20 protein-coding genes are annotated in these 26,310 nt (G+C 50.9%); 4 read left to right on the top strand and 16 right to left on the bottom strand.

Going from position 1 to position 26,310, the window contains the following annotated elements; genetic code table 11:
• Positions 1-45: 45 nt before the first annotated feature.
• The 3 genes from G5229_RS11520 to asnB all read left to right on the top strand — a co-directional run bounded on the left by G5229_RS11520 (position 46) and on the right by asnB (position 4,003).
• Complete coding sequence (locus G5229_RS11520) at positions 46-1,620, top strand: cation:proton antiporter (RefSeq protein ID WP_421209147.1); 1,575 nt, start codon at positions 46-48, stop codon at positions 1,618-1,620.
• 157 nt (positions 1,621-1,777) lie between these two features.
• Positions 1,778-2,146, top strand: coding sequence for a cupin domain-containing protein (locus G5229_RS11515; RefSeq protein ID WP_267511228.1), 369 nt, complete (start codon positions 1,778-1,780; stop codon positions 2,144-2,146).
• 192 nt (positions 2,147-2,338) lie between these two features.
• Complete coding sequence (gene asnB / locus G5229_RS11510; RefSeq protein ID WP_139463991.1) at positions 2,339-4,003, top strand: asparagine synthase B; 1,665 nt, start codon at positions 2,339-2,341, stop codon at positions 4,001-4,003.
• A gap of 317 nt (positions 4,004-4,320) precedes the next feature.
• Here asnB and G5229_RS11505 read toward each other — a convergent pair whose 3' ends face one another.
• From G5229_RS11505 to G5229_RS11430, 16 genes are all read right to left on the bottom strand, one after another.
• On the bottom strand, positions 4,321-4,827 hold the full coding sequence (locus G5229_RS11505; RefSeq protein WP_421209146.1) for a hypothetical protein: 507 nt from the start codon (positions 4,825-4,827) through the stop codon (positions 4,321-4,323).
• 60 nt (positions 4,828-4,887) lie between these two features.
• The gene (locus G5229_RS11500) at positions 4,888-6,222 is read right to left on the bottom strand and encodes a capsule biosynthesis protein (protein ID WP_421209145.1); all 1,335 of its coding nucleotides are present in this window, start codon (positions 6,220-6,222) and stop codon (positions 4,888-4,890) included.
• A gap of 7 nt (positions 6,223-6,229) precedes the next feature.
• Positions 6,230-8,320, bottom strand: coding sequence for a capsular polysaccharide biosynthesis protein (locus tag G5229_RS11495; RefSeq protein ID WP_421209144.1), 2,091 nt, complete (start codon positions 8,318-8,320; stop codon positions 6,230-6,232).
• Positions 8,321-8,344: 24 nt separating this feature from the next.
• Positions 8,345-9,415: a galactosyltransferase-related protein gene (locus G5229_RS11490; protein WP_421209143.1), complete on the bottom strand. Its 1,071-nt coding sequence runs from the start codon at positions 9,413-9,415 to the stop codon at positions 8,345-8,347.
• Between the two features lie 11 nt (positions 9,416-9,426).
• Positions 9,427-10,296, bottom strand: a complete 870-nt coding sequence (gene galU, locus G5229_RS11485) for a UTP--glucose-1-phosphate uridylyltransferase GalU (protein ID WP_421209142.1) — start codon at positions 10,294-10,296, stop codon at positions 9,427-9,429.
• Positions 10,293-12,245 (bottom strand): hypothetical protein, encoded by a 1,953-nt coding sequence (locus G5229_RS11480; protein ID WP_421209141.1) that lies wholly within the window; start codon positions 12,243-12,245, stop codon positions 10,293-10,295. The genes galU and G5229_RS11480 overlap by 4 nt, the downstream gene beginning before the upstream one ends.
• A complete protein-coding gene (locus tag G5229_RS11475; RefSeq protein ID WP_421209140.1) occupies positions 12,242-13,021 on the bottom strand; it encodes an alpha/beta hydrolase family protein in 780 nt (259 codons plus the stop codon). Before G5229_RS11475 ends, G5229_RS11480 begins: the two co-directional genes overlap by 4 nt.
• The gene (locus tag G5229_RS11470) at positions 13,018-15,783 is read right to left on the bottom strand and encodes a glycosyltransferase family protein (protein WP_421209139.1); all 2,766 of its coding nucleotides are present in this window, start codon (positions 15,781-15,783) and stop codon (positions 13,018-13,020) included. The genes G5229_RS11475 and G5229_RS11470 overlap by 4 nt, the downstream gene beginning before the upstream one ends.
• A gap of 59 nt (positions 15,784-15,842) precedes the next feature.
• Positions 15,843-17,099 carry a UDP-N-acetyl-D-mannosamine dehydrogenase gene (wecC, locus tag G5229_RS11465; RefSeq protein ID WP_421209138.1) on the bottom strand — a complete coding sequence of 419 codons (1,257 nt, stop codon included), beginning with the start codon at positions 17,097-17,099 and terminating at the stop codon, positions 15,843-15,845.
• A 67-nt stretch (positions 17,100-17,166) separates the two neighbouring features.
• Entirely contained in the window at positions 17,167-18,342 is a 1,176-nt protein-coding gene (gene wecB, locus G5229_RS11460) for a non-hydrolyzing UDP-N-acetylglucosamine 2-epimerase (RefSeq protein WP_227342487.1), read from the bottom strand.
• Between the two features lie 48 nt (positions 18,343-18,390).
• Complete coding sequence (locus G5229_RS11455; RefSeq protein WP_421209137.1) at positions 18,391-19,383, bottom strand: CgeB family protein; 993 nt, start codon at positions 19,381-19,383, stop codon at positions 18,391-18,393.
• Positions 19,384-19,610: 227 nt separating this feature from the next.
• Positions 19,611-20,837: a sugar transporter gene (locus G5229_RS11450; protein WP_421209136.1), complete on the bottom strand. Its 1,227-nt coding sequence runs from the start codon at positions 20,835-20,837 to the stop codon at positions 19,611-19,613.
• A 14-nt stretch (positions 20,838-20,851) separates the two neighbouring features.
• A complete protein-coding gene (locus tag G5229_RS11445; RefSeq protein ID WP_421209135.1) occupies positions 20,852-21,502 on the bottom strand; it encodes an ABC transporter ATP-binding protein in 651 nt (216 codons plus the stop codon).
• A gap of 11 nt (positions 21,503-21,513) precedes the next feature.
• The gene (locus G5229_RS11440; RefSeq protein ID WP_421209134.1) at positions 21,514-22,314 is read right to left on the bottom strand and encodes an ABC transporter permease; all 801 of its coding nucleotides are present in this window, start codon (positions 22,312-22,314) and stop codon (positions 21,514-21,516) included.
• Positions 22,315-22,379: 65 nt separating this feature from the next.
• Entirely contained in the window at positions 22,380-24,188 is a 1,809-nt protein-coding gene (locus tag G5229_RS11435; RefSeq protein ID WP_254204258.1) for a polysaccharide biosynthesis/export family protein, read from the bottom strand.
• Positions 24,175-24,549, bottom strand: a complete 375-nt coding sequence (locus G5229_RS11430; protein WP_201996467.1) for a hypothetical protein — start codon at positions 24,547-24,549, stop codon at positions 24,175-24,177. The genes G5229_RS11435 and G5229_RS11430 overlap by 14 nt, the downstream gene beginning before the upstream one ends.
• 1,171 nt (positions 24,550-25,720) lie before the next feature.
• On the opposite strand from G5229_RS11430, the gene G5229_RS11425 reads away from it, so the two are divergent.
• Positions 25,721-26,245, top strand: a complete 525-nt coding sequence (locus G5229_RS11425; RefSeq protein ID WP_201996469.1) for an acyloxyacyl hydrolase — start codon at positions 25,721-25,723, stop codon at positions 26,243-26,245.
• The last annotated feature ends 65 nt before the right edge of the window (positions 26,246-26,310 follow it).

The raw sequence follows: 26,310 nt of genomic DNA, 5'->3' as shown, positions 1-26,310 counted from the left end.
AAGCGTTAAACAGGGCAGGTCTCTCCTGCCCTTGCAGGATCTGTTATGGAACCCATTCTGATCGCCGTGGCCTTTGGCTGCGGCATGGTAGTCAATCTGATTGGCCTGCCCCCCCTGCTCGGCTTTCTGGCCGCCGGTTTTATCCTCAACGGCATGGGATATGAAAATACTCCCGCCCTGAGCGAGGTAGCCGATCTCGGCGTCACCCTGCTGCTGTTCACCATCGGCCTCAAGCTCAATATCAAGACCCTGATGCGGCGCGATGTGTGGGGCACCACCAGCCTGCACCTGCTGCTCTCCACCCTGCTCTTTACCGTGGTGCTGCTGGTCTGCAAGGGACTGGGGCTCCACCTCGCCCTGTCGCTGGACTGGAAGCTGGCGCTGCTGCTGGGCTTTGCCCTCTCCTTCTCCAGCACCGTCTTTGCGGTCAAGGTGCTGGAAGATCGCAGCGACATGAACGCCCTCTACGCCCGCATCGCCATCGGGGTACTGGTGATGCAGGATGTATTCGCCGTGGCCTTTCTGGCGTTTTCCAGCGGCAAGTGGCCCAGCATCTGGGCACTCTGGGTGCTGGGGCTGCCGCTGCTGCGCCCGCTGCTGTTCAAGCTGCTGGAGCGGGCCGGTCACGGCGAGCTGCAGGTGCTGTTCGGAGTCTTTCTGGCGCTGGTGATCGGGGCCGCCGGTTTTGAAGTGGTCGGCCTCAAGCCGGATCTGGGGGCTCTCATCATTGGCATGCTGCTCGCCTCTCATCCGGCGGCGGCGGGATTGGCCAAGGCGCTCTTCAACCTCAAAGATCTCTTTCTGGTCTGCTTCTTTCTCACCATTGGCCTCAACGGCCTGCCGACCCACGACACCATGTTGCTGGCACTGGCGCTGGTGCTGGCCCTGCCGCTCAAAAGCGCGCTCTACTATCTGGTTTACAGCGGCGCTCACCTGCGGGTGCGTACCGCGCTGCTCTCTACCCTGGCGCTCACCAACTTCTCGGAGTTTGGCCTGATCGTCGCGGCCATCGCCGCCAAGGCGGGCTGGCTCTCCCACGAGTGGCTGGTGGCGGTCTCGCTGGCACTGGCGGCGAGCTTTATGATCTCTGCCCCGCTCAATGCCCAGAGTGAGCGCATCTACCACCGTATCGGTCACTGGCTCAAGGGGTTGCAGGCGAGCAACCTTCATCCGGAAGACAGGCCCATCGAGCTTGGCGATGCGGAGGTGATCATCCTCGGCATGGGGCGGATCGGTCAGGGGGCCTACTTCGAGCTGGAGAACAAGTACGGCAACGTCATCCTCGGGGTGGAGAACGACAGCGAGAAGCTGCCTACACTGCGCGCCCAGGGGATGAACGTCATCGAGGGGGATGCCACCGATACCGACTTCTGGGACAAGGTGCTGCTCTCCAATCAAGTCAATCTGGTGCTGCTGGCGATGCCCCACCACTCGGGCAATCTCTACGCCATCGAGAAGCTGCGCAGCCACGGATTCAACGGCAAGATCGCTGCCATCGTCCGCTTTGAGGATGATATCGCCTCTTTGCAGGAGCAGGGGGTGGATGCGGTGTTCAACGTCTACAACGAAGCGGGCAGCGGCTTTGCCCGCCATGTGATCCGCCGCTTGCAGCCGCTTTGAGTCGTCGGCCAGCAGCCCTTGGCAAGGGCTCTTGGCAAGGGCTCTTGGCAAGGGAATATGCATCGTTTAAGTTATGCACAACCTCGTTTAATAAAACGAACAAACGCGGGGCCGGGATGGCCCCACTTTCCTATCTGCCGATAGCCAAGGAGGCACCATGAAGACCCTCAACGACTGGATTTTGCTCGACCGCCACGAGGCGGCCCCTACCCCGCTGATGCCAGCCCCCGAGCGCATTAAAGCGGGCAACCCGGCGCAAACGGTGTGGAACCACTACTCCGACCCAAGCCAGCAGTTTCACGTGGGCTTCTGGGCTTGCGAGCCTGGCCGCTGGGCCATCCACTACACCGAGCACGAGTATTGCCAGCTGCTGGAGGGGGATGTGGTGATCCACGACAGTGAGGGCGGCCAGCTTGCTCTCAAACCCGGCGATCAATTCGTGATTCCGGCAGGCTTTGTCGGTGAGTGGGAGACCCTTACCCCCTGTCGCAAGGTCTACGTCATCTTCGAACCCGCCTCGGCTTGACGTTCACGTCACCCTGCCCCGTTGCAGTAACCCTTATCCTGTTGATCTGCTTGACGCTTACGGCATGATTTTCTGCGGTTTTCCCGCTTGCAAAAGGTTTTTCCGCTAGGCATTGTGTCTGACGAGGAATGTAAATGGAATTTCGAGCCCAAACGTGGGGGGCTCATATAAAAATCAAGAGGATTACCGCCAATGTGTTCAATTTTCGGCATTCTGGATATCAAGTCCGATGCAGTTGCCCTGCGCAAATCGGCGCTGGAGATGTCCAAGCGACTGCGTCACCGCGGGCCTGACTGGTCCGGCGTCTACAGCTCAGACAAAGCCATTCTGGTGCACGAGCGTCTGGCCATCGTCGACCCGGGCAATGGCGCCCAGCCGCTCTACAACCCCGAGCGCACCCATGTGCTGGCGGTCAACGGCGAGATCTACAACCACAAAGAGCTGGAGAAAACCCTCAAGGTCGATTTCCAGTTCCAGACCAAATCTGACTGTGAAGTGCTGCTGGCCCTCTACAAGGAGAAGGGCCCGGCGTTTCTCGACGATCTCAACGGCATCTTTGCCTTCATTCTTTATGACGCCGAACAGGATGCCTACCTGATTGGTCGCGACCACATGGGGATCATCCCCCTCTATACCGGCCGCGACGAGCACGGCAACTTCTATGTCGCCTCCGAAATGAAGGCGCTGGTGCCGGTCTGCAAGAGCGTCGAAACCTTCCCGCCGGGACACTATCTGTGGAGCAAGGATGGCGAGCTCAAACAGTGGTACAAGCGCGACTGGATGGAGTACGCCGCGGTCGAGCACAACGTCAGCGACAAGGCCGAGCTGAAAGCCGCGCTGGAAGCCGCGGTCAAACGCCAGCTGATGTGCGACGTGCCTTATGGCGTGCTGCTCTCCGGCGGGCTGGACTCCTCCGTCATCTCCGCCATCACCAAGCTCTATGCGGCGCGCCGCATCGAGGACGATGGCAAGAGCGAAGCCTGGTGGCCGCAACTGCACTCCTTCGCCGTCGGTCTGGAAGGGTCGCCGGATCTCGCCGCCGCCCGCAAGGTGGCTGATCACCTCGGCACCATCCACCACCAGATCCACTTCACCGTGCAGGAGGGTCTGGATGCCCTGCGCGACGTCATCTATCACCTCGAGACCTATGACGTCACCACCATCCGCGCCTCCACGCCCATGTATCTGATGGCCCGCTACATCAAGGCGATGGGGATCAAGATGGTGCTCTCCGGTGAAGGCTCCGACGAGCTGTTTGGTGGCTACCTCTACTTCCACAAGGCGCCCAACGCTAAAGAGTTCCACGAAGAGAACGTGCGCAAGCTTGCCTCACTGCACCTCTATGACTGCCTGCGCGCCAACAAGTCGATGGCAGCCTGGGGGGTGGAGGGTCGCGTGCCCTTCCTCGACAAGGAGTTCATGGACGTGGCGATGCGCTTGCAACCTGCCGACAAGATGTGCGGCAAGGGCAAGATCGAGAAGCACATCCTGCGCGAAGCGTTCGAGGATCTGCTGCCCCACGAAGTGGCGTGGCGCCAGAAGGAGCAGTTCTCCGATGGCGTGGGCTATTCGTGGATCGACAGCCTGAAAGCCATGGTGGAACAGGAAGTGACGGATCAGATGTTCGAGGCGGCCGCCTTCCGCTTCCCCATCAACACTCCGCTCACCAAAGAGGCCTACTTCTACCGCGCCATCTTCGACGAGCACTTCCCGCTGGAAGCTGCCGCCCGCACCGTGCCCTACGGCAAGTCGGTCGCCTGCTCCACTCCTACCGCGCTGGAGTGGGATGCCAAGTTCAAGGAGATGGCCGACCCGTCCGGCCGCGCCGTGATGGACGTGCACCAGCAGGGCTACTAAGCCAGAGCGGGGCGACCCCATCGGCTAACGCCAGATAGCAAAAAGCCCTTCACCATGGTGAAGGGCTTTTTATTTTTAAATGTTCCAGATGCAATCAATATTGATAAATGAATATGCCACTTAGCTCATCTTGAAATAAATCCACAATAATTGTTGCTCAGATAAAATGGGGCATCATTTTATGACTCACAAGTCAAAATCTGGCCTGAAATATATTTCACACAGCTTGCCAGATTATATCCACCACAAATGTGTATTAAAAAAACGTGACAAAATGACAAAGTACAATGCGTAATGGCGATCATATTTCGCTAATATTACAGCGTCCATCGCAATGAGAAGGTGGTGACCGCGACATGGTCTCCCCCAGGTACCCAATCAACCTTGGGTGCATAACCGACTTCCAATGCAACTGACTTGTAACCCAGTATCACTATCGGCAAAGCGGCAAAACCATCAATACCCGAACCGTTGAGATAACCAGCCTGCGCCCCTACCCCAGCAAAAACATGTTCGGTGAGATACCACTCTTTCCGATAAGAGAAACCCGCATAACCAGCTGTATTTTCTAGAGAATCCCGATAAAGCCCGCCGTGCAGCGCAAGTTTTCCCGTGTCGTTGTCACCCAAGAACACCCACGCCAATCCCAATCCCGGGTTAAAACCATTAAAGTCACAGGTTTTGCTTTTTTTTCCTGTTCCCTGCGAACAATCACTGTGTATTGATGCCCCGTGAATAATAAGTGAAAGATCATGTTCAGCTGCCATGGAAAAAGTCGGCAACCCCAAGAGTCCAATGGATAACAAGCAACCGTGAATGTTCATGTTAACCTTCCTGGTTTTATTTACCTCTCACTAACACACTAAATCAAAAATAGGCAGACATCAAACGAGTAACATCAGAGCGGTTGAACCGATAGATGTAAACGGGTCGCTAATACCATCGAGAGTGGCCAGCCAGGGTAATGTAAGGCACATGGTATTATTCACCCTCATACGGCGTTCCGGCGATACAAGCTCATCACGCATATTCGGCGCTGAAAGCTTCATTTTTTCCATGACCGCCAGCGCACTCATTTTCAGATGACGGTAAAAACTGGCATTGAGCTGGGTCAGATGGAGCAAGGAGTGGCGCACCCGTTTGAATGTCTCGGCACATACCGGGCTCTGCGAGTGCCAGAAGGAGGCCAGCGAACCTTTGGTGGTCAGACCGTCAATATCATAGAGTGCCCGCCCCATGCAGAAGGTGGGTACATCATGGAGCAGAGCAGAGAGACCGACCGTGCTGTTGATGGTGATCACCCCTTTGAGCAAGGGATACAGGGTTGGCAGCGGCAGTTCATAACCGTAAAAGACCCTCCCCTCCAGGCCAAGCACCGCAATGAGCCTGTTTATCTGGGCACGATAACTGACATAGCCCCGATCCATGGGGTGGTGCTTGAACAGCAACACATCTTCGGGTTTGGCATGCTCCGCAAAGGAGTTGATCACCTGCGCAACCATCTCCTCTACCCCGCTCAGGTCAGAGTGCTCCCGGATCTGGAAATCTTCAGTCACTTGCAGTGGCACAAAGAAGATCCGCCCGGCGTGCTGCGGCAACGCCTTGAGCAGGGCGCGATCCTGGCGCAAGTTGCCGTATTTCACCATGGCTCCACAGACCCACCCCATCGCCTCCTGCACCAGACTCCAGGGACGGTGATTCACAAAGTGGGGATAACGCCAACGGAACAGCGACTTGTTGATGTGGTAGCGACTGGCATACCAGGCGCGCACCGCAAAGGTCTTGCCCACCTTGAGTGAGCTGTCATAAGGCACAGGCCAATCCAGTTGGGCAAGTTGATCGCGCTGCTCATACCAGGGGCTGAAGGCATTGACCCCACCCTGCTCCAGCGTGACGAAATCGGGTCTGAGATAGCCCTCCTCCATCGCCCAGAATGGCACTCGCTTCAACTTGCAGATACGGCCAGCCTCCAGATGGTAATAACGGCAGTCCCCGTAACAGATCACCGTATCGATACCCTGCTGCTTGAGCACCCGGCGGAAAAAGGCGTTCCAGCTTTCCGGTTTCCCGCGAAAACGCAAATTTTTTCCGGCACAGGGCCAGCACTCATCCCCGCCATTGAAATGGATCTTCACCACCTGATGTCCCGCCTCGGTCAACTGGCGACTCAGGGTCTGAAAGAAAGGGCCAAGCGGGCCTTGCAGTAACAAAATCTTCATTGACGACTTATCTCAAAAACGGGGAGAGAGAGGGGCGCTGCATGAGCGTCTGGAACAAGTAACCGAGCTTGAGCTGCCAGCGTTGCCAGCGGCTCGCTTTTTGGGCCGATGAGTGTCCCTGCTTCGCCAGTTGGTGGATCAACTGCTCCGGACTTATCCAGAGCCCGGTCTGCCAATCGAGATAGAGCGGATAGGCAACCAGCGTCAGATAGACCAGCGCCGCCAGCGGCAGACTACGTTGACGACGAGCAGGCGGAATGGCATCCGTGGTCAACCCCCAGCCACTGTAGAAGGGTTGGCCCCAGGTCGTCACCTTGACCCCCTGCACCAGCGCCTCGAAGCCACTGAGCGAGGTCATGGTATGCAGCTCATCCACATGGGGATAGAGGCTGGTGAGCCCAATATCCAGCACCTGGCTATCGACACACTCCGCCAGACAGGCCGCAGAAATCGCCCCACCACGATTGCCCGCCACCACATCAGGGTGTGGCTTGTAGAGAATATGAGCATCGGGTTTGGCCGCTCGCACCGCCCACAGCAACTGCTCATTGCTGCGAATATGGGGGCTCCCGGTCAGGATGGAGGCATCGCCATCTACCTGACCCACCACCAGCACCAGCTCACGACCATCATCGGGCCTGGTGTAGTGCTGCGGCTCGCCCACATTGTATTTGCTGACCCTGTGTTCCCGTAGCAAGGCGAGCAGCGCATCCCCGCGCTTGACCTCCGCCTCTGTCAACTCCTGATAGTTGAGCAACTGTTCCAGCCCGCTGGGAGTGCGACTGTCGAAATAGATCCCGACCGGGTCCAGTGACAAGGAGGAGGGACGACAGAGATTGGAGCCCAGCCCCCTCGAGCGAATAAAACCATCCTCGACCCGGATTGCAGAGGCGAGATCAGGGTGGCGGCTACCCCACACCAATATCTGCTCGTCACCGGTCAACCGCTTGGGTGGCTTGCGCACAAAGCGCAACTCATCGGCCAAATGCTGGCAAAACGCCTGCATAAATGCCCGCTTCCACAGCGAGAAACCGACCAGATAGAGCCGGCGCCAGCGCGGCGCGGGGCGGCGCTGATTCGCAATAATGGCGATCACCTCCTCTACCTCGCAACGCTGGCCCAGCACAGGGTCGAGATAGCGGGGATAGCGGATCAAGGCTGCCGCGACCAGCTGGGCGAGCGACACTTTTACGTTGCGCCGTTCACACAGCTTGCTGTCATGGGTCAGCCCCCAACCCGCATAAAACGGCATACCGAAGCAATAGACCGGCTTGCCAAGCAACAGGCCTTCAAAACCAAGCTGGGATGACACCGTATAGACCGCATCCACCACATTGAGCAGCGCATGGGGATGGCAGTGATCGGCCACAATCTCCACATCATCCAGGTTCAGACGGGCCAACACCCCGCGCTTCTTGCCAAGGCGAGTATCGGGATGGGTGCGCAGCAGCAGGCGCGCATCGGGATGATTGCGGCGCGCCGCCTCCACCATCGCCACAAAATCAGCTTCACTGGCCAGCGCCCCCGGAATGGAGAGATCCCCCGAGACCTGATCGACCAGCAGGATCCTGGGTTTGGCGCTCTGCTGCAGACGAGTGGCAAGCCCTGATGGCAAGCCGCCATAGTCCCCGACGGCAGAGAGGGCGGTCACGCTGCCGCTGGCAATCGACTGATCGGGGGCAGTGGCATAACAGTTGTATTTGGTGATCCCGAGGCGAACCAGCTCACCGATCAGTCGCTCGGCCCGTGCCAACATCGCAGGCTCACAAGGGGTTGCGATCAACTGCTCAAGCTGACTGGGCTGGCGGGCATCGTAATAGATCCCCACCGGATCGGCGATCAACGAGACCGCCTTCCCTCCCCTTGCCGGGTGGCCGATATAACCGATAAAGCCGTCTTCCAACTGCCAATAGGGCAAACTCAGGGCCTTTGCCTGCTCCTTGATCTGGTGGGTATTGGCCTTCTGGCCCCAGCCGACCAGCACATCACCCGGCTGTACGGCATCAGGGGAAGCAAAGCGCGCCAAGGGGTGTCCCAGACATGCGCTGATTTGAGCGCTGCGGGCCAAAATGCCGCTGGATTGTGTCCATAGAGTCATGCAAATTGCTCAGATAAAAAGAGTTCAGCGAGACGTGGGCTTAAACATGTCCCTGAAAAAGGCCCGAGGGTTGAGGTAGAGCTTGCGCAGCTTGCGCCACAGTGGCCGCTTGCGCTGTACCCCCTCTTGCCAGCGCAACAGCCCCGGATATTCGCTCACCGGATAGCCCGCCTCCTCCTGCAAACGGATCATCCACTCCCGAAACTCCGGCAACTCCCCGCCAAGATCGTCACAGGGCACTACAGGCCCTTTCAACGGGCCGCGCTCAGCTTCGCTGCGGGCCAGCATCTGCTCAAGCAGCTGATCATTGTTAGCCCGATGTTTGTGGTAAGGGTGAGTCAGGGGGCGCGGATGCCACTGGTGAACCAGAAACCGGCCGGCAAACAGATGGGGCAGCGCATAATAGCTGAAATAGCGGCGAAACCCCTGATAATCCCCCGGATGCTGTGCCTTGATATTGAGGGCATAGTCATCCGGTCTCGGCCCGATGGGGTAATGACGGGTGAGCCGGTCAATCAGTTCGAGATCTTCGCCGCCATGGCCGACAAACTGCTCGTCAAAGCCCCCCAGCTGCAAAAACCACTCGCGATTGATCAGCAGGCAACTGCTGGCCAGGGCGATTCCCTCCACCCGGTGATTCTCCCCGCGCAGAAAGGATTCCAGGCAGCCCTGAAAATCCCCGTCAAAGCGCTCCGTCTCTTCCTTGGTCAGATAGAGGCAGGGGTACATCTCAAAAGAGGGTTGCCCTGAATGAGCATACAGCTGGCAGCGGTCAGGAAGTTGCTTGGCCAGTTGCGGTGAGCAAAGGAGATCTGCATCCATGATAAAGAGCGTGCGTGCGGTACTGTGCTCAATACCATGGCTACGCGCCAGTCCAGGCGAGTAGATAGGAAAAGGCTGTGAGTCTTCCAAGATCCGGGCATCAAGCTGCCCTGCTAGCAGATTGCGCTGGTTGGTCGGAATCAAAATATCCAGATCGCCAGCGATAAAAAGAGACTGGAGGCATGCCTCCAGTCTCTTCACCGCAGAATCCAGACTACCCCGCCCACTTTGCTGAAAGTGGAACGGTGTAATAACACTGAGATCTCGCGACATGGTGTCCTACGCTAGTGTGCCAGCAGTTCTTCGAGATAGGCTCGCAGCGTGTCCGACAACTCGGGATGGCGCAGGCCATATTCAATGTTGGCTTTCATATGGCCCAGTTTACTGCCGCAGTCATAGCGGATACCGTCAAACTCGTAAGCCATGACCTCTTGCTCCTTGAGCAAATCGGCAATGGCATCGGTCAACTGGATCTCGCCACCGGCCCCGCGTTGGGTCTGCTCAAGTAGCTCGAAAATGCGTGGCTGCAGTACATATCGGCCAACGATGGAGAGGTTGGATGGCGCCTCCTCACGGGGCGGTTTCTCCACGACGCCATTGAGCTTATACAGGCGTTCGCTCACCGTTTGTGGCGCAATGACGCCATACTGACTGACTTTTTCCATCGGCACAGCTTCCACAGCCACAACCGAGCAATGGCTCTCGCCAGCGAGGGCAATCATGGTGTCGAGGCAGGGAGTCTTGTCGCAGTGGATCATGTCGTCAGCCAGCAATACAGCAAACGGCTCGTTACCGACGATCTGCTTGGCACACAGTACGGCGTGGCCCAGCCCCAGGGCTTCTGTTTGACGAACATAGAAGCAGTTGACGCCGGCGGGAATGATGTTCTTGACGGTATCGAGCAACGCCTTCTTACCGGCTTGCTCGAGCTTGTACTCAAGCTCAAAGTTGCTATCGAAGTGATCTTCGATGGCACGCTTGGTCCAAGATGTAACAAAGATCAGGTCGGTAATACCTGCCGAAATCGCTTCTTCAACTGCATACTGGATCAGTGGTTTATCCACGACGGGTAGCATTTCTTTCGGACATGCCTTGGTGGCGGGCAGGAAGCGGGTACCCATTCCTGCGACAGGAAACACAGCTTTCTTTATCACTGAGTGACCTCCAAAGGATAGGTTGTGGTTAACTTTATATCTTTATGTATCATTCTGGATTTAACCCTCTGCAATAAATCCATCTTTAACTCAGAGGCATTTCCCCAATTCCAAGCTTGAGTGTTCTTTTTGGATAGAATTTTTATTTCCAATTCAAACCCTTTGTCTTTGGGTACTGTTACTTTGAAGCATTCCTTGTTCCCCCAGTCACACAAATCAAATTCATGCAGAGGGACACCATCAACCAACAAAACATATGAGATAATGCCTCGATAGTCATTGTTGATATATCCATTCTCCAAGTTAAACATTATATCACTAGGATAACTCTTTTTATTTACAAAAACTTTCAAACTACAATACGCTCCCTCTACTGGTGCGCTATCTATTATTTTAAAATTGAGGCACCCATTCTCGAAGTATTTCATACCTTGGCAAAGGTGACTTTTCACCTCTGTTTTAATACTGCTGTCAATTTTTGATTTCACGCATCTATAATAATCAATGTAGTTTAATACATTATGTATATCTGCGATACAGAATTCATAACATGAATCTACTATTACATCGGAGTTTCCATATGATATTCGGATTTTTTCGTCAGTATTTGTGCATGTTTCTTTTGCAAGAACACGCAAATATTCTTGCAATCTTGGTGGAGCCTCTTGATATGCTAGCTTAACATGTAAAGATTCAATCTCCTTTGAGTGGTCTTTACCATAGAAGGATATAATTTTCTCTAGTGTATCGATATGTTTCTCTGCAATTAGACCATGTAAATTTTTAATATCAATCTTTGATAAAACATGCTGAAATGACATATAGTGAAGGACAAAGGTTAGACCCGGATACCATTTATTTATAGAATCAACTTCATTGTTTTCTATTTTTTTTATTATATTTTCTATGTAAGTGTTTGACTCAAAAAACTTCACAATATCAAAATCTGTTGGTACAACACCTAGAGAGAGATTATACAAAATATATTCTGCACATTTTGTACACTTATAACAGTATTTTTCATGTACCGAGCTGGTTCCTTCACACATGGTTAATGCAGATAAAGATTTCGGATACTGTTTAACTATAGCCTTAAATGCAAAGTATTCTGATATAGGGTAGTTAAAATTATAGAATTTGAAACTGTAACCTAAGAGCTTAGATAAATGCTGCGATATATAATTATTGGATTCAGGTCTTGATGTGCAAAAATAAGGAGACTCTTTGTTTTCCTTAGTGTGAGTCCAAAAGTGAGTAAACTCGAAACTGAATGTGACAAAACTAAGGTTGTGATATAAGCACGCAGGCAAACAAGTGCCTGCATATAATCCAGTATGAAAAGCAAACAGATACTCATCCCGGACACTCAACCTTATATCGGTCTTTATAAACTGAACTCTACAATCACTGTAAACATCGCGAAGTGGACCAAAAATGAATTTTTCACGCCTTTTTTCTATGTCGTCACCAAAGGATGATGAGGCTGGAAATATATAAGAGAGAACTACATGGCTATTTTTATCTACAGGATAAATATCTCTAATGCTATTGTAAGTAAACAAGCTATCTTTGCCACCGCCGTACAGAACCCCATGATTGAACTGTTCTGTTTTTGTGCAATTGCTAGTTAAACTTTCTAAAAGTTTTCCTGCATAAATATAATTCACATTTCTTGCGTTGTGGAAATCTATCCATGGCTTGACAATGTCATCTTGAGAATTAAATGGTAAAATAATTACGGCACGTTCATACGCACTTCTTATAACTGGAATAAAACATGATAAAAACACAGACCATAAAATATTTTTATCCGTACCTAACAGAGAAATACCATCATAGTCAAAATAGAAATTATTTTTCCTAAATGGATTATTAAAACTATCATCAACCCATGAAAAAGTAACTCTTGAGTCATTTATAACAAAATCTTCAACTATTATTTCGTTCATTTATTCACTACCATGTTTATAACTTTTAGAGTTTCCTCAATGCTACGAGGGTTGTGACCTTCAACTTTGGAGGAATATAGTATTGAGTGAAAGTTAGGCATGCCAAGTTTGTTTTTTATAACGAACTCAAGAAGTGGTAAATAATGATTTACATAATGAAATTCATCATCAACGTTCTGCAAATAAAATATGTTAGGTACTCGCCCTATGTTTTTATACACCTTGCCGACATTAAATCTATTGGGAAAAGTATCTTTGTATTCATTTTTGGTAAGGCCACCATAAATTACATTGAGAACTTCATCAACTTTGCTTTTATAGAACATTGTCCAATCTGTTTGTGGATTATTGACTATAACAGTAGCGTTGTTGAAGTATGCTGCAACCATTAAGGCAGTAAAACCACCGGCAGATGAGCCATAAAGAAATATTCTTTCCTCACTCACCCCGATACCAAGGGCGTAATTTTTTATTAATTCTGCGGTTCTATAAAAGTAATTAACTTTTGGGCTATATTGACACCATCCGATGGTCAAAGAATTGTTATCTACAGTTGGGTCTGTAAGAATCATTAAATTACCAGGGACTCTATTTGACCAACTAATCCTCTGGAAGTTAGGCTGCGGTTTACTTTTATCAACAGCGCCTTGAAAAAAAACAAACAGAGATTGGCTATCATGGCGATTTATATAAATATTGTGATAGCAATTACTATCATGTAACTTAAAAATCCCCTGGTGCTCAGGGGACAGTTTTTGGGATTCTAGCTCAATCATAATATGGCATGACTTTTAATGAGATCGTTTGATATATAAGTACATGTTTTAAGATATTCATCATCTTCAATAGTCCAAGTATGAGCGCTGGTATTCGCATAACGCATCTGGATAAAGTTGTATTTATCCGATGAGTAAATGGTGAAGCCATTTTCCTTGCAGTCTTTCAGGAAGTTAGTGTCTTCACCGCGATTGCGGCTATGGAATTTAACCTTGTCAAAGACTTGTCTACGAATCACCAGCGTGCCGCCCGAAATAAAATCGGAATAGCGATTATCTTTGCCGAGCTGTTTGACAGCCATGATGTTCTTGGATTCCACATAGCAGAAATAGGAGTCTTTACCTACTACGTCGGCACCGCTGAAGTTGAAGGCCAGCAGGGCATCCACCAGATAGTTTGCTCCGTATATATCGTCATCATCCATCTTGGCAATATAGTCACCCGATGCATTGGCAACACCGTGATTGAGGCAATCACCCAGCGTCATGTCTTGCGGTAACTGATGTACCTGAACATTCGCCAGCCCCTGGACTTTGCTCTTCACGGTTTCGATGTCGAAATCATCGTTGTTGAGGATGATTAACAGCTCCTTGTTGGCATGGGTCTGACGCTGATAGTTGTCAATCATCATGTCGATATTCTTGGGACGGTTGGTACACATGATGATGGATACTTTATCACCCTGATCGACAGAGCTTTCTACGCCAATCGTCTTCAGGATCTGCTCGAAACGTTGCTGATAAGAGTGGTGTTGCAGGCAGTAGCGCGCCGCCTGATGGCCCAGGCGTTCACGATCGAGATCAGATTCCAGCAGCAGCTGAACAACCTGCTTTGCCTCGTCCTTGTTGTTTACGATGTGAACATGTTCGCCCAACATCGTCTTCATGCCATCGGAGTGAGTCGATACAACAGGCGTACCACATGCCAGGATCTCGAAGACCCGACGAGAGAACATGGTCGGTGAATCTTGTACCGTGTTGATATTCAGGAACAGCTTGTACTGGCGATAGGCCGTGACCATCTGGTCATAGCTGAGGGAACCCACAATAAACGGCTGATATTTGGCCGGAAAGATACGAGACTCGCGATGTTTGGTGGCGTGCAACATGCGGTCGTAGACGTGTAGCTCACGATGCATGGCTCCATCGAGGACGATCTCGGTCTGAATACGGCGGGTATCATGGCCATTGTTGTACCAACTACCGGCGAAGCAGGCTTCATAGATAGGAAGCTTCTTGCGTTTATCACGGATCGGGTTGTGGATCGCTGGCTGCGCGGCAAAGGCAAGCGGGTAAACCTTGTCGTGGCCAACACGGGCCTTGTACTTGTCCACGATTCCGCCATCGGTAGTAAAGATGTAGTCACAATCGGCAGCTACATCGATAAAGACGTCGTAGTTGGTCGGATCTTCCTTGTTCCAGAACACCACGGGAATGTTCTTGGACTGGCAATACTTGATGGCTTCGCGCAGCGGATCGCCAAGGTGCTTTTTGTAGCTCGCCATGGTGTAGGTCCACTCGCCATCATTACCATTCCAGGCTGACTCGACGAAGAACAGCACGGGGTTGGCAGCATCGATCTCGGCTTTCCAGTTTTTCTTGGTCAGCGGGATGAAGTTGGCTTCGTAGCGGAAACACTCGTAAGTGAATTTGTCGCTGATCGAGACGACATTGATATGCTGATTGCGCAGGCGGGCACGAGGCTCGAACGCGGGCCAGGTTATCTCGTCATTGGGACGTGCTTCGTTGAAGATGCCGACCTGTTCCAGCAACTGCTGCCTGATGGAACTGTCCATGGGTGAATGTTCAAATTTCCCCTTGCGCTTGGCAGCCCGAATTTTGATGAGCTTTTGCGGCAGTGACAAAAGCCCTGACAGCTTGTTGCGCTTGGCTTCTGCCAATGTTTTGCCAAGACGATAATACAGAGATTTCTCCACTTGCTGTTTTTCATAAAGTGCAGTAGCCAGCTTATCTTTTAATGCTTCCAGATTGGTTTTTTGAACCATTGGAGAATCTGGCAGCGCATGGATACGTTTCTCAAAGGCAGATGTCAACGCTTTGGCTTTAAGCTCAAATATACGGGCTATCTCTTCTGGAGATTGGCAATTTTCAAGAGTGATCGCGTTAACCGGCAGCATCTCTTCCGCAATGATCTTGAGTGGTTTGATGCTGAGAGTTCCTTGGCCTTTGAAACGCAAGGCAATACTGAAATAGCGTGCGTCAGGAACCGTTTCAAATTCTATCCGATTAAGGCCGTTATAAACTTGCTGGAATTTATGCGCGATACGTTTTTCTTCATCGTATTGAATGAAGAACATGGCACAATCAGGACGCTGCTCACCATACTGGGCATCAATAAACACTTGATATTTATGACTACCACTGATTCGCCACATCTCTTTTTTCAGTGGCAACCCATTAATATTCATACTGCCAGTCTGCAAATAAAATGAGTCGCCATCAACCAGATCCATGGTCAGAGTTGCTACGCCATTTTTATCAACCGAGATTGATTTGTTACGGTCATTATCAGCAGGGAGTAGCCATGCATCAGCATTTTCTATATTACTGATGTTTTTGAAAGATAACAGGGGATAGGACTGTTCAACCCATTCAATCTTGTCAGTTTTGCGAGCCAACTGCCGATAAAGATAATCAAAGTGCTCATCATAGATAGAGAATACGGTATTGAGCTGATTATTTTCCGGATGGGGTGAGTGCTTATTTTTACGAGAATTTTTTTTAGCAAGACGGGTAGACATATCAGAGTTCTTTTTTTCACACAGTGGCCGGACTAATCCAGCCACTGTTTACAAGTGGATTATTGAGCTGCGTTAACAAAGTCAAGCAATTGGTTCTTGACCGCATCGCTACGGTTGAGACCAAGGAATTCTTTGTGTTTTACCAATATCACAATCATATCGGCATGTTGCAACGCATCAGACAAAGAGGCCAGCTTAACATTATTGCGGTTTTCCAGTACCGGCGGCAGAGCTTCGATATTGGGCTCAACTGCCAGGATCTGATATGCCGGGTTATTAGCCAGGGTCTTGGTGATATCCAGCGCCGGGCTCTCACGCAGATCATCGATATCCGGCTTGAAGGCCAGACCCAGACAGGCAATTTTCGGGTTGCTCAGACCGGCAACAGCTTTTTCTACCTGCTCCACCACATAGTGCGGCTTGTAGTCGTTGACCAGGCGAGCCTGGTGGATGATTTTGGCCGTGTCAGGATTCTGGTTGACGATAAACCAGGGATCGACTGCGATACAGTGGCCACCCACGCCGCAACCCGGCTGCAAGATGTTGACTCGCGGGTGACGGTTGGCAAGGGAGATCAGCTCCCACACATTGATGCCCTGCTGGTCACAGATCAGCGACAGTTCGTTGGCAAAGGCGATATTGACATCACGGAAAGCGTTCTCGGTCAGCTTGCTCATCTCGGCGGTGCGCGCTTCGGTGGCAATGCACTCACCCTTCTTGACAAACATCTTGTAGACCTGAGTGGCGGCTTCGGTACTGGCCTTGTCCATGCCACCGATGATGCGATCGTTCTCCACCAGCTCGCGGATCACCTGACCGGGCAACACGCGCTCCGGGCAGTGGGCAACAAAGATGTCAGGGGTCTGGCCTTCTGCCACAGTGTGCGGGAAGGTCAGATCGCTGCGCTCTTCGGCCAGCCATTTGGCCATCTGTTCGGTGGCCCCCACCGGAGAAGTGGACTCCAGTACCACCAGATTGCCTTTTTCCAGCATAGGCGCCAGGGCACGGGAAGCACTCTCGATATATTTCAGATCCGGTTCGTGATCTTCACCCTTGAACGGGGTCGGCACAGCAATTAGGAAGGCATCCGCCTTCTGCGGGCTGGTGTGTGCGCTCAGGTGGCCATCCTGCACCGCTTGCTTGACCAGATCTTCCAGGCCCGGTTCCACGATATGGATCTTGCCCTGATTGATGGTGTCTACCGCATGCTGGTTCACATCGACACCGATAACCCGAATGCCGTTGCTGGCGATGACTGCTGCTGTTGGCAAACCGATATAACCCAGACCAACGACGGAGATGGTTTCGAATTTCATTATCTTGTGCTCTCAAAAGTAAAACTGGGGGCAATATGCCCCCAAGGACAGTTATGTAATCTGTAAATCAGGCCACTTGCAGGCTGCTGTCAATCTGCTGGCCGAGGGCGCCGCTCAGGCCAATGACAGCCTCAACGATGCGTTGACTGGTTCTGCCATCCCCATAGGGGTTGTTGGCATGGCTCATCACCTGGTAGGCCAGCTCGTCATCCAGCAGGCGAACGGTTTCTGCAACGATAGTCTCGTCACAGGTCCCCACCAGACGAACTGTTCCGGCCTTGACGGCAGCAGGACGCTCTGTGGTATCTCGCATGCACAGCACCGGTTTGCCCAAGGTGGGCGCCTCTTCCTGAATACCGCCCGAGTCGGTCAGGATCAGGTAGCTCTGCTTCATCAGATAGACGAACGGCAGGTAATCTTGCGGCTCGATCAGATGTACATTGTCGAGACCCTTGAGGTTGCGGTTGACCGGCTCTTGTACATTGGGGTTGAGGTGCACCGGATAAACGATTTGCACATCATCACGCTGGGCCAGTACGGAGAGCGCCTTGCAGATCCGCTCAAAGCCATCGCCATGGTTTTCGCGGCGATGGCCGGTGACCAGGATCAGCTTCTTGCTCTTGTCGAGGAAAGGGAAGCGCGCGGCCAGTTCAGCCTTCATGCCAAGGTTTTTATCAATCCGTTGGGAAACCTCAATCAAGGCGTCGATCACCGAGTTACCGGTGACGAAGATGGTCTCCGGAGCGATGTTCTCCATGATGAGGTTTTTCAGCGAGCTGATCGTCGGGGTGTAGTGTTGATCGGCGATGCCGCCAGTCAAACGACGCATCCCCTCTTCCGGCCAGGGAGAGTAGATGTTGCCGGTGCGCAGCCCTGCTTCAACATGGCCAACCGCGATACGGTGGTAGTAGGCGGCCAGTGTCGCCGCAAACGACGTAGCCGTGTCACCGTGCACCAGAATGCGGTCCGGTTTGAACTCGGCAAAAACGGGTTTGAGCCCCTGCAAGATGGCGGTCGTGACATCGGTCAGATCCTGGCCCGGCTTCATGATGTTGAGATCATATTCCGGTTCAATTTCGAACAGGTTGAGAACCTGATCCAGCATCTCCCGGTGTTGCCCGGTCACACAGACCCGCACATCAACCTTGCGATTGGCCTGGAAAGCCTTGACGATAGGGGCCATCTTGATGGCTTCCGGTCTGGTACCAAAAACGATCAATACTCGCTGCGCCTTAATTGGCATAATAATCACTCCCGTGTGAGCTAATTGGTTTTATCTATCCGAAATTAACTAATAAAGACTGAGTTCACTGTTGAGCTGTGTCAGCCTGTGTTGCCAGGTGTGTTGGGCCAGCACGATTTCCATCGCGTTTTGACCCAATTCGTCTCTTAGTCGAACGTTTTTTTGTAATTGTGCACACCATTCGCGCGCCGCAGCACCATCCTGCACTGCGACAATGCTCTTGCCAAAAATGTTATCCATGGCGATCGAAGGGGTGCTGATAATAGGGCAGCCAGCAGCGGCCAATTCAAACACCCGACGGGATAGCATGGTTGAAGATTGACTAATCGTATTGAAGTTTAAATATATTTGATATTGCTGATATGCCTTGGCAACCGACATTTGAGTGATCGCAGGTTTACAGTAAGGTTGTAGTTGCTCAGGATAGCTGCAGCCATTTCCCTTCTGCCAAAACCGGTCAAAAATAATCAGATTCTTATCTCGCAATGCCAGAAGAATATCCTCCTGAACCCTGCTTCGCTCAGCCAGTTCGTTACCATAATAGCCCCCCAGAAATGCGACCTCCTGACCCCTCCCCCCATTCTCTGCAGGTTGATACCAGCGTGGCTGGGCAGCAAACATCAGCACACCTACATGCTGAAAACGCTGATGGGGGAGCGCATGATAGCGCTCCAGTGAGCCGGAATCCGTGGTGTAGACCACATCAAACAACGCGGCCGCATCAGCAAAGCGTTCGAAGTGAAACGGATCCTCTTTGTTCCAGAAAATTGTTGTGATTTTCCGCTTTTGGCAGAATTCCAGCAACCTCCGCAGCTCTGGTTTATTGGGCGAACTATGGGCATAGCTGGCTATTTTCCCTTTCCAACTATCCTTATAACCACGCCAGGCTGATTCGACAAATAAAAAGTCAGGTTTGTAAAATCTTAACTTCCATTGCCAATCTATCGGTGTTATTTGAATTAAATCTGCGTCTGGAGCCAAACTGAATGTAGTAAACTGGTCGGCCACTAAAGCAATACATGGTCGTTGATTATTGCCCAAAGAAATTGATCCACATATATAATCCAGTAAAAATCACAACCACCTATTGTCTATATAGTGTGGAATATGAACAGCATGCTGGTTTTTATCAAAAAACCAATAAATTTTTATAAAATAGTCACTTGGCTATATTCTGACAGGCAGACCTCATTCCTCAACGTATCTCTTTGGCAGATGATATTCTCATCTGCCAAGAATAGAGATCTGACCTATCTTGCATCACCTTATCAATCCTGGTGTTCACGCAAGGTCGCCAGCCCCATAATAATCAGGCCATAGAAGAGGCAAAGCAGAACACCAATCGTGACCAGGTTATACAAGCGGCGTGGATATTCGGCTTCTTCCGCCAAGGTTGGCTTCGTCACGACCAGCAGGTGTTTCAGCTTGCGATATGCCTCAACGCGGGCTTGCTCCAAACTGATAAGGCCCGTCTTGTAGAGATCAGCAGCCAGAGTGGCTTGGGTTTTCAGATCCATATATTGGGCAGTGATTTCGTTCATTGCCTCAGGTGCCACCTGAGTGCCAGCACCGGCATCATTGGTGGTCAATTTCGCCTTTTCCTGTTTCAGTTGCTTGCTTAACGCATCAACACGACTTTGCACCGATACCACCCCTGGTGCGCTCTCTTTCATATAACTGCGCAATTGCTTCAGTTCTGCCTGCTGGCGCACCAGCTCGGCTTCAATTTCACTGACCACACCAAGGCGTGCAGTGCTGGTCGATTCCGGGCTGATTAGCTGATGGCTATTTTGAAACGCCAGTACCTTGGCTTTCTCTGCCTGCAAGCGTTGATGGGAACGGTTAACCTCTTGCTCGACAAACGCAAGCTGATCCATGGCGACCTGGTGGCCCAGCTTGTTGATAAAACCTTCCGCCTCTTTCAGCATCATGCTAACTACCTGCTGACCATATACGGGATCAAAAGCCTGGAGTTCGATAGTTAATACCCCGGAGAGTTCATCAAGACGCAAGTTCAGGTGATCACGGTAATATTCAAGAAACTCTTCGCGGGTCGCCTCCCCCGATAAACGGGAGAAGAAGTCGGCATCATGACTTTGGTAGTGTGCTTTAAGCGCCAATTCGCGATCCAGCTTGGCCAGCAGATCCCAAGAGCGTAGATAGTCTTGTACCAACAATACGTCCTGATGATTGTTACCACCCAGCCCCAACATAGACAGGGCATCGGGCAACATTTTGATCTGGTCGGCCTGCTTGATGATGATTTCGCTGCGGCTGACATAACGGTCTGAAGCAATCCCGCCAAAATAGAGTGATGCCACTACAAAACAGGCCACCACCCATAAAAAACTGCCCAGTTTCAGGCTTTGCTGCCAGGAACGATGAGCCAACTTATAACCACTTGAGTCAATAAAGAAACGTTTGGGCTGATTGCCAAGTTTGCGCAGTTTTCGCAAAAGACGTGGTTGTTTATTAGCTGGAATAGGATGAGTCATATTTTAAATGGCTTTTATAATTTCTGATAAATACGGATGGCATCTTCGATGTTGTCGAACACTTCCAGTTGACCATTGCGCAATAAAATTCCCATATCACACTGCTGACGCAGATTATTCATATCGTGCGACACCATAATCAGGCTGGCAGTCTCACGCTTTTTGTTAAATACATCGATACACTTCTGCTTAAAGCGCGCATCCCCCACCGAGGTGATTTCGTCAGTCAGATAGATATCGAAATCAAACGCCATGCTAACCGCAAAGGAAAATTTGGAGCGCATACCACTGGAGTATCCCTTGATTGGCAGCTCGAAATGCTGACCGATTTCCGAGAACTCCTTGACCCACTCTTCCACAGCAGCCGTCTCGCGTACCCCATGAATACGGCAGACAAAACGGGTATTTTCACGACCCGTCATGCTGCCCTGAAAGCCTCCCCCCAATGCCAGTGGCCAGGAGACCCGGCAATGCCGGCTCACCTTGCCACGGTTGGGCATATCCATGCCCCCAAGCAGACGTAGCAGCGTTGACTTGCCTGCCCCATTGACCCCCAGAATACCGATATTTCGATCCCGAGGCAGGGTGAGCGAGACATCGTGCAGTACATAGTTGCGGCCAAATTTGGTCGGGTAATACTTGGTAACAGAATCAAGAACGATCATCGGAGCTCACTTTAACTGGCAATCAAGCGACGATGGCTTAACCGATAGCAACTCATGGCGAAGGTGAGCAGTATCAAGGTGACAGCCGCCAGATACTCCCAACTAACATATGGGCTGCTATAGCCGGCAATCCAGCCACTGCGGATAAGCTCAATGGCATGCACCAGCGGATTCCATAAAAACCAGTGCCGATATTGGGCCGGAATGGTGGCCAGCGGGAACATGACGCAAGAGATAAACATCAATGGCATCATCAGCAGGCCGAGAAATTTGTCGGCCTCTTGCATCAGGTTGCAGATCACACAAAAAACAACGCCGAGGGAAAACGAAAATACCATCAGCAACAAATAGGCCACGATGACCTTAAGCGGATCTGCTGGGATGGCATCAAAGCCAAACCAGAGCAGACCCAGCACCAAGATCACTCCCACAATCATGCCTACCATGCTTTCGAGCATAAAACGAGCGATGAAGGTTGAAAATGGGGTGACCTGACGGTAACAAAACAACCCCATATTAGCGTTAACAGACAACTTCAGCTGATTAACGACCTTATTGAAAAACATGAAGGGTAGATAACCTGCCGTAATAAAAACTTGCGCAGATACACCGCCGAAACCGCTATGGCTACGCAAGCCAAAAAGAAGGCTAAAAAAACCGATCATCAAAAGCGGTTCAAGCAGAGCCCAGGCATAGCCCAACCGGTAACTACCAAATCGGGTTTTAAGCTCACGAATAAGCAGGCCAAAGACAACATCTCGCAACACCTGCAAGGATGTGCGTGGCGTTTGATTAAGAATCGGTTTATTCATTAGTTCGCTTTACCCATAGCAGACTCGCCCATTGGCGAGTCTGCATTTTTACAGCAAGAAGCGGCTTAGTTAATTGCTACGTTAGCAGCCACGGCGATCTGATAAATGATTTGGGTAATATCCTTGACCGATTGCATGGTTTTGCTGTCAACCTTGGGCAACACCAAAATCTGATCACCGGGCTGGACACTCCCCTTATCTTTAAACTCCACCAATCCGTTGGCATGAACCACGGCAATCCGCTGGTCATTCGCACGCTCGGTGAATCCACCCGCCCAGGCCACATAGTCATCGAGAGTCGCATTGGCGTTATAAACCACAGCCTGTGGCATCAAGACTTCCCCACCGACCTGAATCAGGTCCGTTCTGTTCGGTATGACAATCTGGTCACCCTGTTCCAACTGAATGTTCGCGACAATCCCCTTGTCTGCGACCACCACCTTGCCAAGAGGCTGGATTTTTCTGGCCTTTTCGACAAAGCGCATCACCAGTTCTGCCTCTTTGGCACGGATCGACGCTTCACCATCCGAGCTGGCAGGAGCAGTAAACACACTGCGCTCCAACCGGTTGAGCGACTCTTCCAACATCTCTTTTTGCCGCGCAGCGACACTCTTGCGCATCAGGTAGATGGATTGGTAATCGGCAAGCTGTGGGTCAATGGGAATATGGTTGAGCAGCTCATGCAGCTTGGTCTGCTTGCGCACAGTGAAATATGAGGGCCCCATATAGCTACCTGCGACCTGCACATCATAAACCTGTGCATGCATGTCATCATTGAACAAGACTTTGTCACCATCCTTAAGCTGGAGGCTGGCAAAATCCTTGTAAGGTAAATAGATGGAGAATGGACCACTTGGACGGTCACCTATCACCCCGACATGGCTCACCTTGGCAAGCGGCAGTGCATAGTTGACCAGCTCCGAGCCTAGCGTATTGCGCTGAGTCAATTCGAAACGGAAGGGATTACGAACCTTGCCTGCGACATTTATCATCGGGCCCTGTGGCTCTACCAGGATGACATCCTGATCTTTAAAAGAGAGCTTGGGCATTTTGCCCTGCTGCATGAATTCATACAGATCGATTTTTTGGATGACCTGATTCTGGCGTAATACCTTTATTTGACGATAGCTGCCGCGCTCCGAGTCGATCCCCCCAGCCCGCTTTAGAAAATAGAGCACACTGTCAGAGGATTGACCCGCATACTGGCCTGGCCGTATTACCGGGCCAGTGACAAACACACTCACGGGAGTTGTTGTCAGCAGGTTGACGTAGATATTGACATTATTTGTAAAAACATCGCCAATCCTGCTGGTCACCAGATTATTGACCTGGCTGGCAGGTACATTCTTGACATTTATCGGGCCGACATCAGGGATGAAAATATTGCCCTGATTATCTACCGTCACTACATTTGAAAAATTGACGGCACCCCAGATCCAGATATTAAGCTTGTCCCCTGGCGCTATCAGATAATTGTCATTCAAGCCATCGCTGCGTTCGGTCTCATAGCCACCGGCAAACAGATTGGCGCCATAGGGAGGAGGTAATCCAGCCTCTGCCAGGGGCAGTAATTTACGTACATCTGCCTCACCGGGTAACAACATCCCTTGACGATTCTGTTGAGTAAAACTCCCGGTCGTTGAACTTGTGTTGGCCTGCCCACTCAGTGCTGCTTGACCACCAAGCTGGGTGCCGGTGTTTTCAGCAGCCTTTCCTGAAAGGGTGTAACCAAATGATGATCCATTTGCTTGCGCTAAATCCGGGGCGGCAATGGCCATGGTTGCGCAGGATGTACTGATGAGAAACAGAAGTGTGCCGAGCTGATAAATTTTCATTTTGTTCAAAACATGTGCCTTCATTTTATTGCTCAGCAAGAAGGTTGCTGACAGAGGTCTGTTCCAGTTGAGGTATCAGATACCATTGTTCTTCAGTCTTGCATGCCGCGCGCCTTTGCGAATGGCCTTGCATGCTGTTAAACAACAACTCAACGCACTCAAGACCAAGAGCCGAAACATAGCGTTGCCCCAGGGTATAGGTAACATTGTTTCTACTGAATGCAGCGCCTTGTGGCAGTGTATTCAGCGCCTGCTGCAGATCGGGAGGCATGGCATACAATTCGGTAGCAACAGACGGGTTGACGAGAGGACGAGACGCTTCTACCTGCTTTGGCTCATATGCACAGCCACCAACTTGTATGGCTAACGATATGGCCAATAACCGGGTTGCAAAATTCATGTGTCAATATTTCCCATGGAGTCAAGTGTTGATCTGTTAAAGCCAGGTCGCCTTATGGTCTGGCAACGCTATTGCCGATCGACTCATTATCTTTCATGACCAAAAAACGAACTGACATGTGGCTGTTCATCCCCAGCCCTGCAACTGCAAAAGCGGATTTTGAGTTCCTCATCAACAGACAATCTGCCGAGACTGCGAAACGATACCAGGCAGTCTGAACAAGAGCAGTTTGCTCAAAAAATTACCATTTACAGCACACATTTCAGAATGTTCTGAGTGAATCGAGCAAGGCACGATATATGATGGATCTCAGACAGAACAGCAATAGTCTCATCAGGAGTAGGCATGAGCCCTAAAATGAGCAATGCGGCTCAATTGCTGTAAAGATGTAGCGATGTTGATGCGAAACACTGTTTTTTTGCCATAGCTACCGCACGGCAACGACATCTTCCCGGACAAAAAACAGACAAAATGGATGTAAAACTAAAACAGGAGGGAAAATAACGAGGACTGCCAGCTCAAAAAGCAGACAGAAATTGATTACAATGTAAGCACCCATCCCGTGCATGAGAACGTCACAATGTGACGTATATCATACTTATTCTCATTTTTTTCGAATGCTATCAATTAGCCACAATTGGGTCAACACTCAAAAAACTCACCTGCATTCTTCACACGACAAGGAGGGACACAAGACTCTGTTTTTAAAAGATTTACGCTCAAAGCAGCATTGGTAATAAATGTATTCGTACGGTGTAAATATTTTTGACGACAAGCAAGATTAATTTAGAAATTTCTTAATTATCCCTCGCCCCTCCAAAAAGAAATTAATTTTTTGTGAGTTACATCCATTGAAGTTTCAATCGAAATATGGTTGGCAATACTTTATTCGAGTTCGGCAACCTCTCTGATATCCCCATCAATCCACTCAGCCATTGCCTGAAAAGTGACCACCATTAACATCACACATAACAAACTGTTCAAATAACGTTCAGCCAGACTCCATTTTTCCCCCGTTATTGAGAACATAAAAGCGATAGACCATTTATTCGCCAACATGGTTTTTTTTAGTTTTTCTGGCCGTGATTGACAGGGTTATTGCCTGTTGACTATGCCTGATATGTGTCCGATTGAATCGGCACCACAGGGTCTCAACGACATTGGAGGGGGCATGGACGCTAACACTCTATCAAGGATTGGCCTGCTGGTTTCACTGTTCACCAGCGCAGGGGCCGTGGCCAATGACAATATTCTTGCCCTGCAGCTGGGCAAGGCGTTCAGCAATGAAAAGCTCGACATCAAGATCGCCGATGCCAAGTTTCACCACATGTTCTGGCGCTGGGGAGACTCGGCCTGTCAATTTGGATTGGGAGTGCGTGGCGGTACCCTCAAGGTAGAAGATGAAGAGACAGCAAGACTGGGAGGCGGTGCCCGTATCGAATGCCAATGGGGTAACTGGGTGACCTGGATCCCCGGCGAAATGGTCTGGCTCGATCAGTATCAATTTGGCACCCGCGGCCACGGCTACAAGGATTACGGCGGTCCCTTGCAGTTCGCTCTGGGTATCGGCCTCGGTTACGCCATCACCAAGAATTGGCTGATCGGCTATCAGTATGAGCACATGTCCAACGCCTATATGTATGACAAGAACCCGGGGCTGGACAGCCATACCCTCCATATCGAGTACCGTTTTTAGCCAGACAGGCTTCGTCGTGCTCATCTGAACACACTCTGCAAAAAAGCCTTCACTCCCGTGAAGGC

Source organism: Aeromonas sp. 602396 (genome assembly GCF_049173735.1).
Classification (GTDB): Bacteria; Pseudomonadota; Gammaproteobacteria; order Enterobacterales; family Aeromonadaceae; genus Aeromonas; species Aeromonas veronii_A.
The sequence above is the reverse complement of the archived record's forward strand: the minus strand, read 5'-3'. Positions and strand labels throughout refer to the sequence as shown.

What these genes read in the sequence shown, in the direction of transcription:
- G5229_RS11480 (WP_421209141.1), bottom strand. Translation starts at nt 12,245, where the DNA reads ATGAACGAAATAATAGTTGAAGATTTTGTTATAAATGACTCAAGAGTT.
- G5229_RS11515 (WP_267511228.1), top strand. Translation starts at nt 1,778, where the DNA reads ATGAAGACCCTCAACGACTGGATTTTGCTCGACCGCCACGAGGCGGCC.
- wecB (WP_227342487.1), bottom strand. Translation starts at nt 18,342, where the DNA reads ATGCCAATTAAGGCGCAGCGAGTATTGATCGTTTTTGGTACCAGACCG.
- G5229_RS11500 (WP_421209145.1), bottom strand. Translation starts at nt 6,222, where the DNA reads ATGAAGATTTTGTTACTGCAAGGCCCGCTTGGCCCTTTCTTTCAGACC.
- wecC (WP_421209138.1), bottom strand. Translation starts at nt 17,099, where the DNA reads ATGAAATTCGAAACCATCTCCGTCGTTGGTCTGGGTTATATCGGTTTG.
- G5229_RS11475 (WP_421209140.1), bottom strand. Translation starts at nt 13,021, where the DNA reads ATGATTGAGCTAGAATCCCAAAAACTGTCCCCTGAGCACCAGGGGATT.
- asnB (WP_139463991.1), top strand. Translation starts at nt 2,339, where the DNA reads ATGTGTTCAATTTTCGGCATTCTGGATATCAAGTCCGATGCAGTTGCC.
- G5229_RS11445 (WP_421209135.1), bottom strand. Translation starts at nt 21,502, where the DNA reads ATGATCGTTCTTGATTCTGTTACCAAGTATTACCCGACCAAATTTGGC.
- G5229_RS11440 (WP_421209134.1), bottom strand. Translation starts at nt 22,314, where the DNA reads ATGAATAAACCGATTCTTAATCAAACGCCACGCACATCCTTGCAGGTG.
- G5229_RS11490 (WP_421209143.1), bottom strand. Translation starts at nt 9,415, where the DNA reads ATGTCGCGAGATCTCAGTGTTATTACACCGTTCCACTTTCAGCAAAGT.
- G5229_RS11430 (WP_201996467.1), bottom strand. Translation starts at nt 24,549, where the DNA reads ATGAATTTTGCAACCCGGTTATTGGCCATATCGTTAGCCATACAAGTT.
- G5229_RS11470 (WP_421209139.1), bottom strand. Translation starts at nt 15,783, where the DNA reads ATGTCTACCCGTCTTGCTAAAAAAAATTCTCGTAAAAATAAGCACTCA.
- G5229_RS11425 (WP_201996469.1), top strand. Translation starts at nt 25,721, where the DNA reads ATGGACGCTAACACTCTATCAAGGATTGGCCTGCTGGTTTCACTGTTC.
- G5229_RS11505 (WP_421209146.1), bottom strand. Translation starts at nt 4,827, where the DNA reads ATGAACATTCACGGTTGCTTGTTATCCATTGGACTCTTGGGGTTGCCG.
- G5229_RS11450 (WP_421209136.1), bottom strand. Translation starts at nt 20,837, where the DNA reads ATGACTCATCCTATTCCAGCTAATAAACAACCACGTCTTTTGCGAAAA.
- G5229_RS11520 (WP_421209147.1), top strand. Translation starts at nt 46, where the DNA reads ATGGAACCCATTCTGATCGCCGTGGCCTTTGGCTGCGGCATGGTAGTC.
- G5229_RS11495 (WP_421209144.1), bottom strand. Translation starts at nt 8,320, where the DNA reads ATGACTCTATGGACACAATCCAGCGGCATTTTGGCCCGCAGCGCTCAA.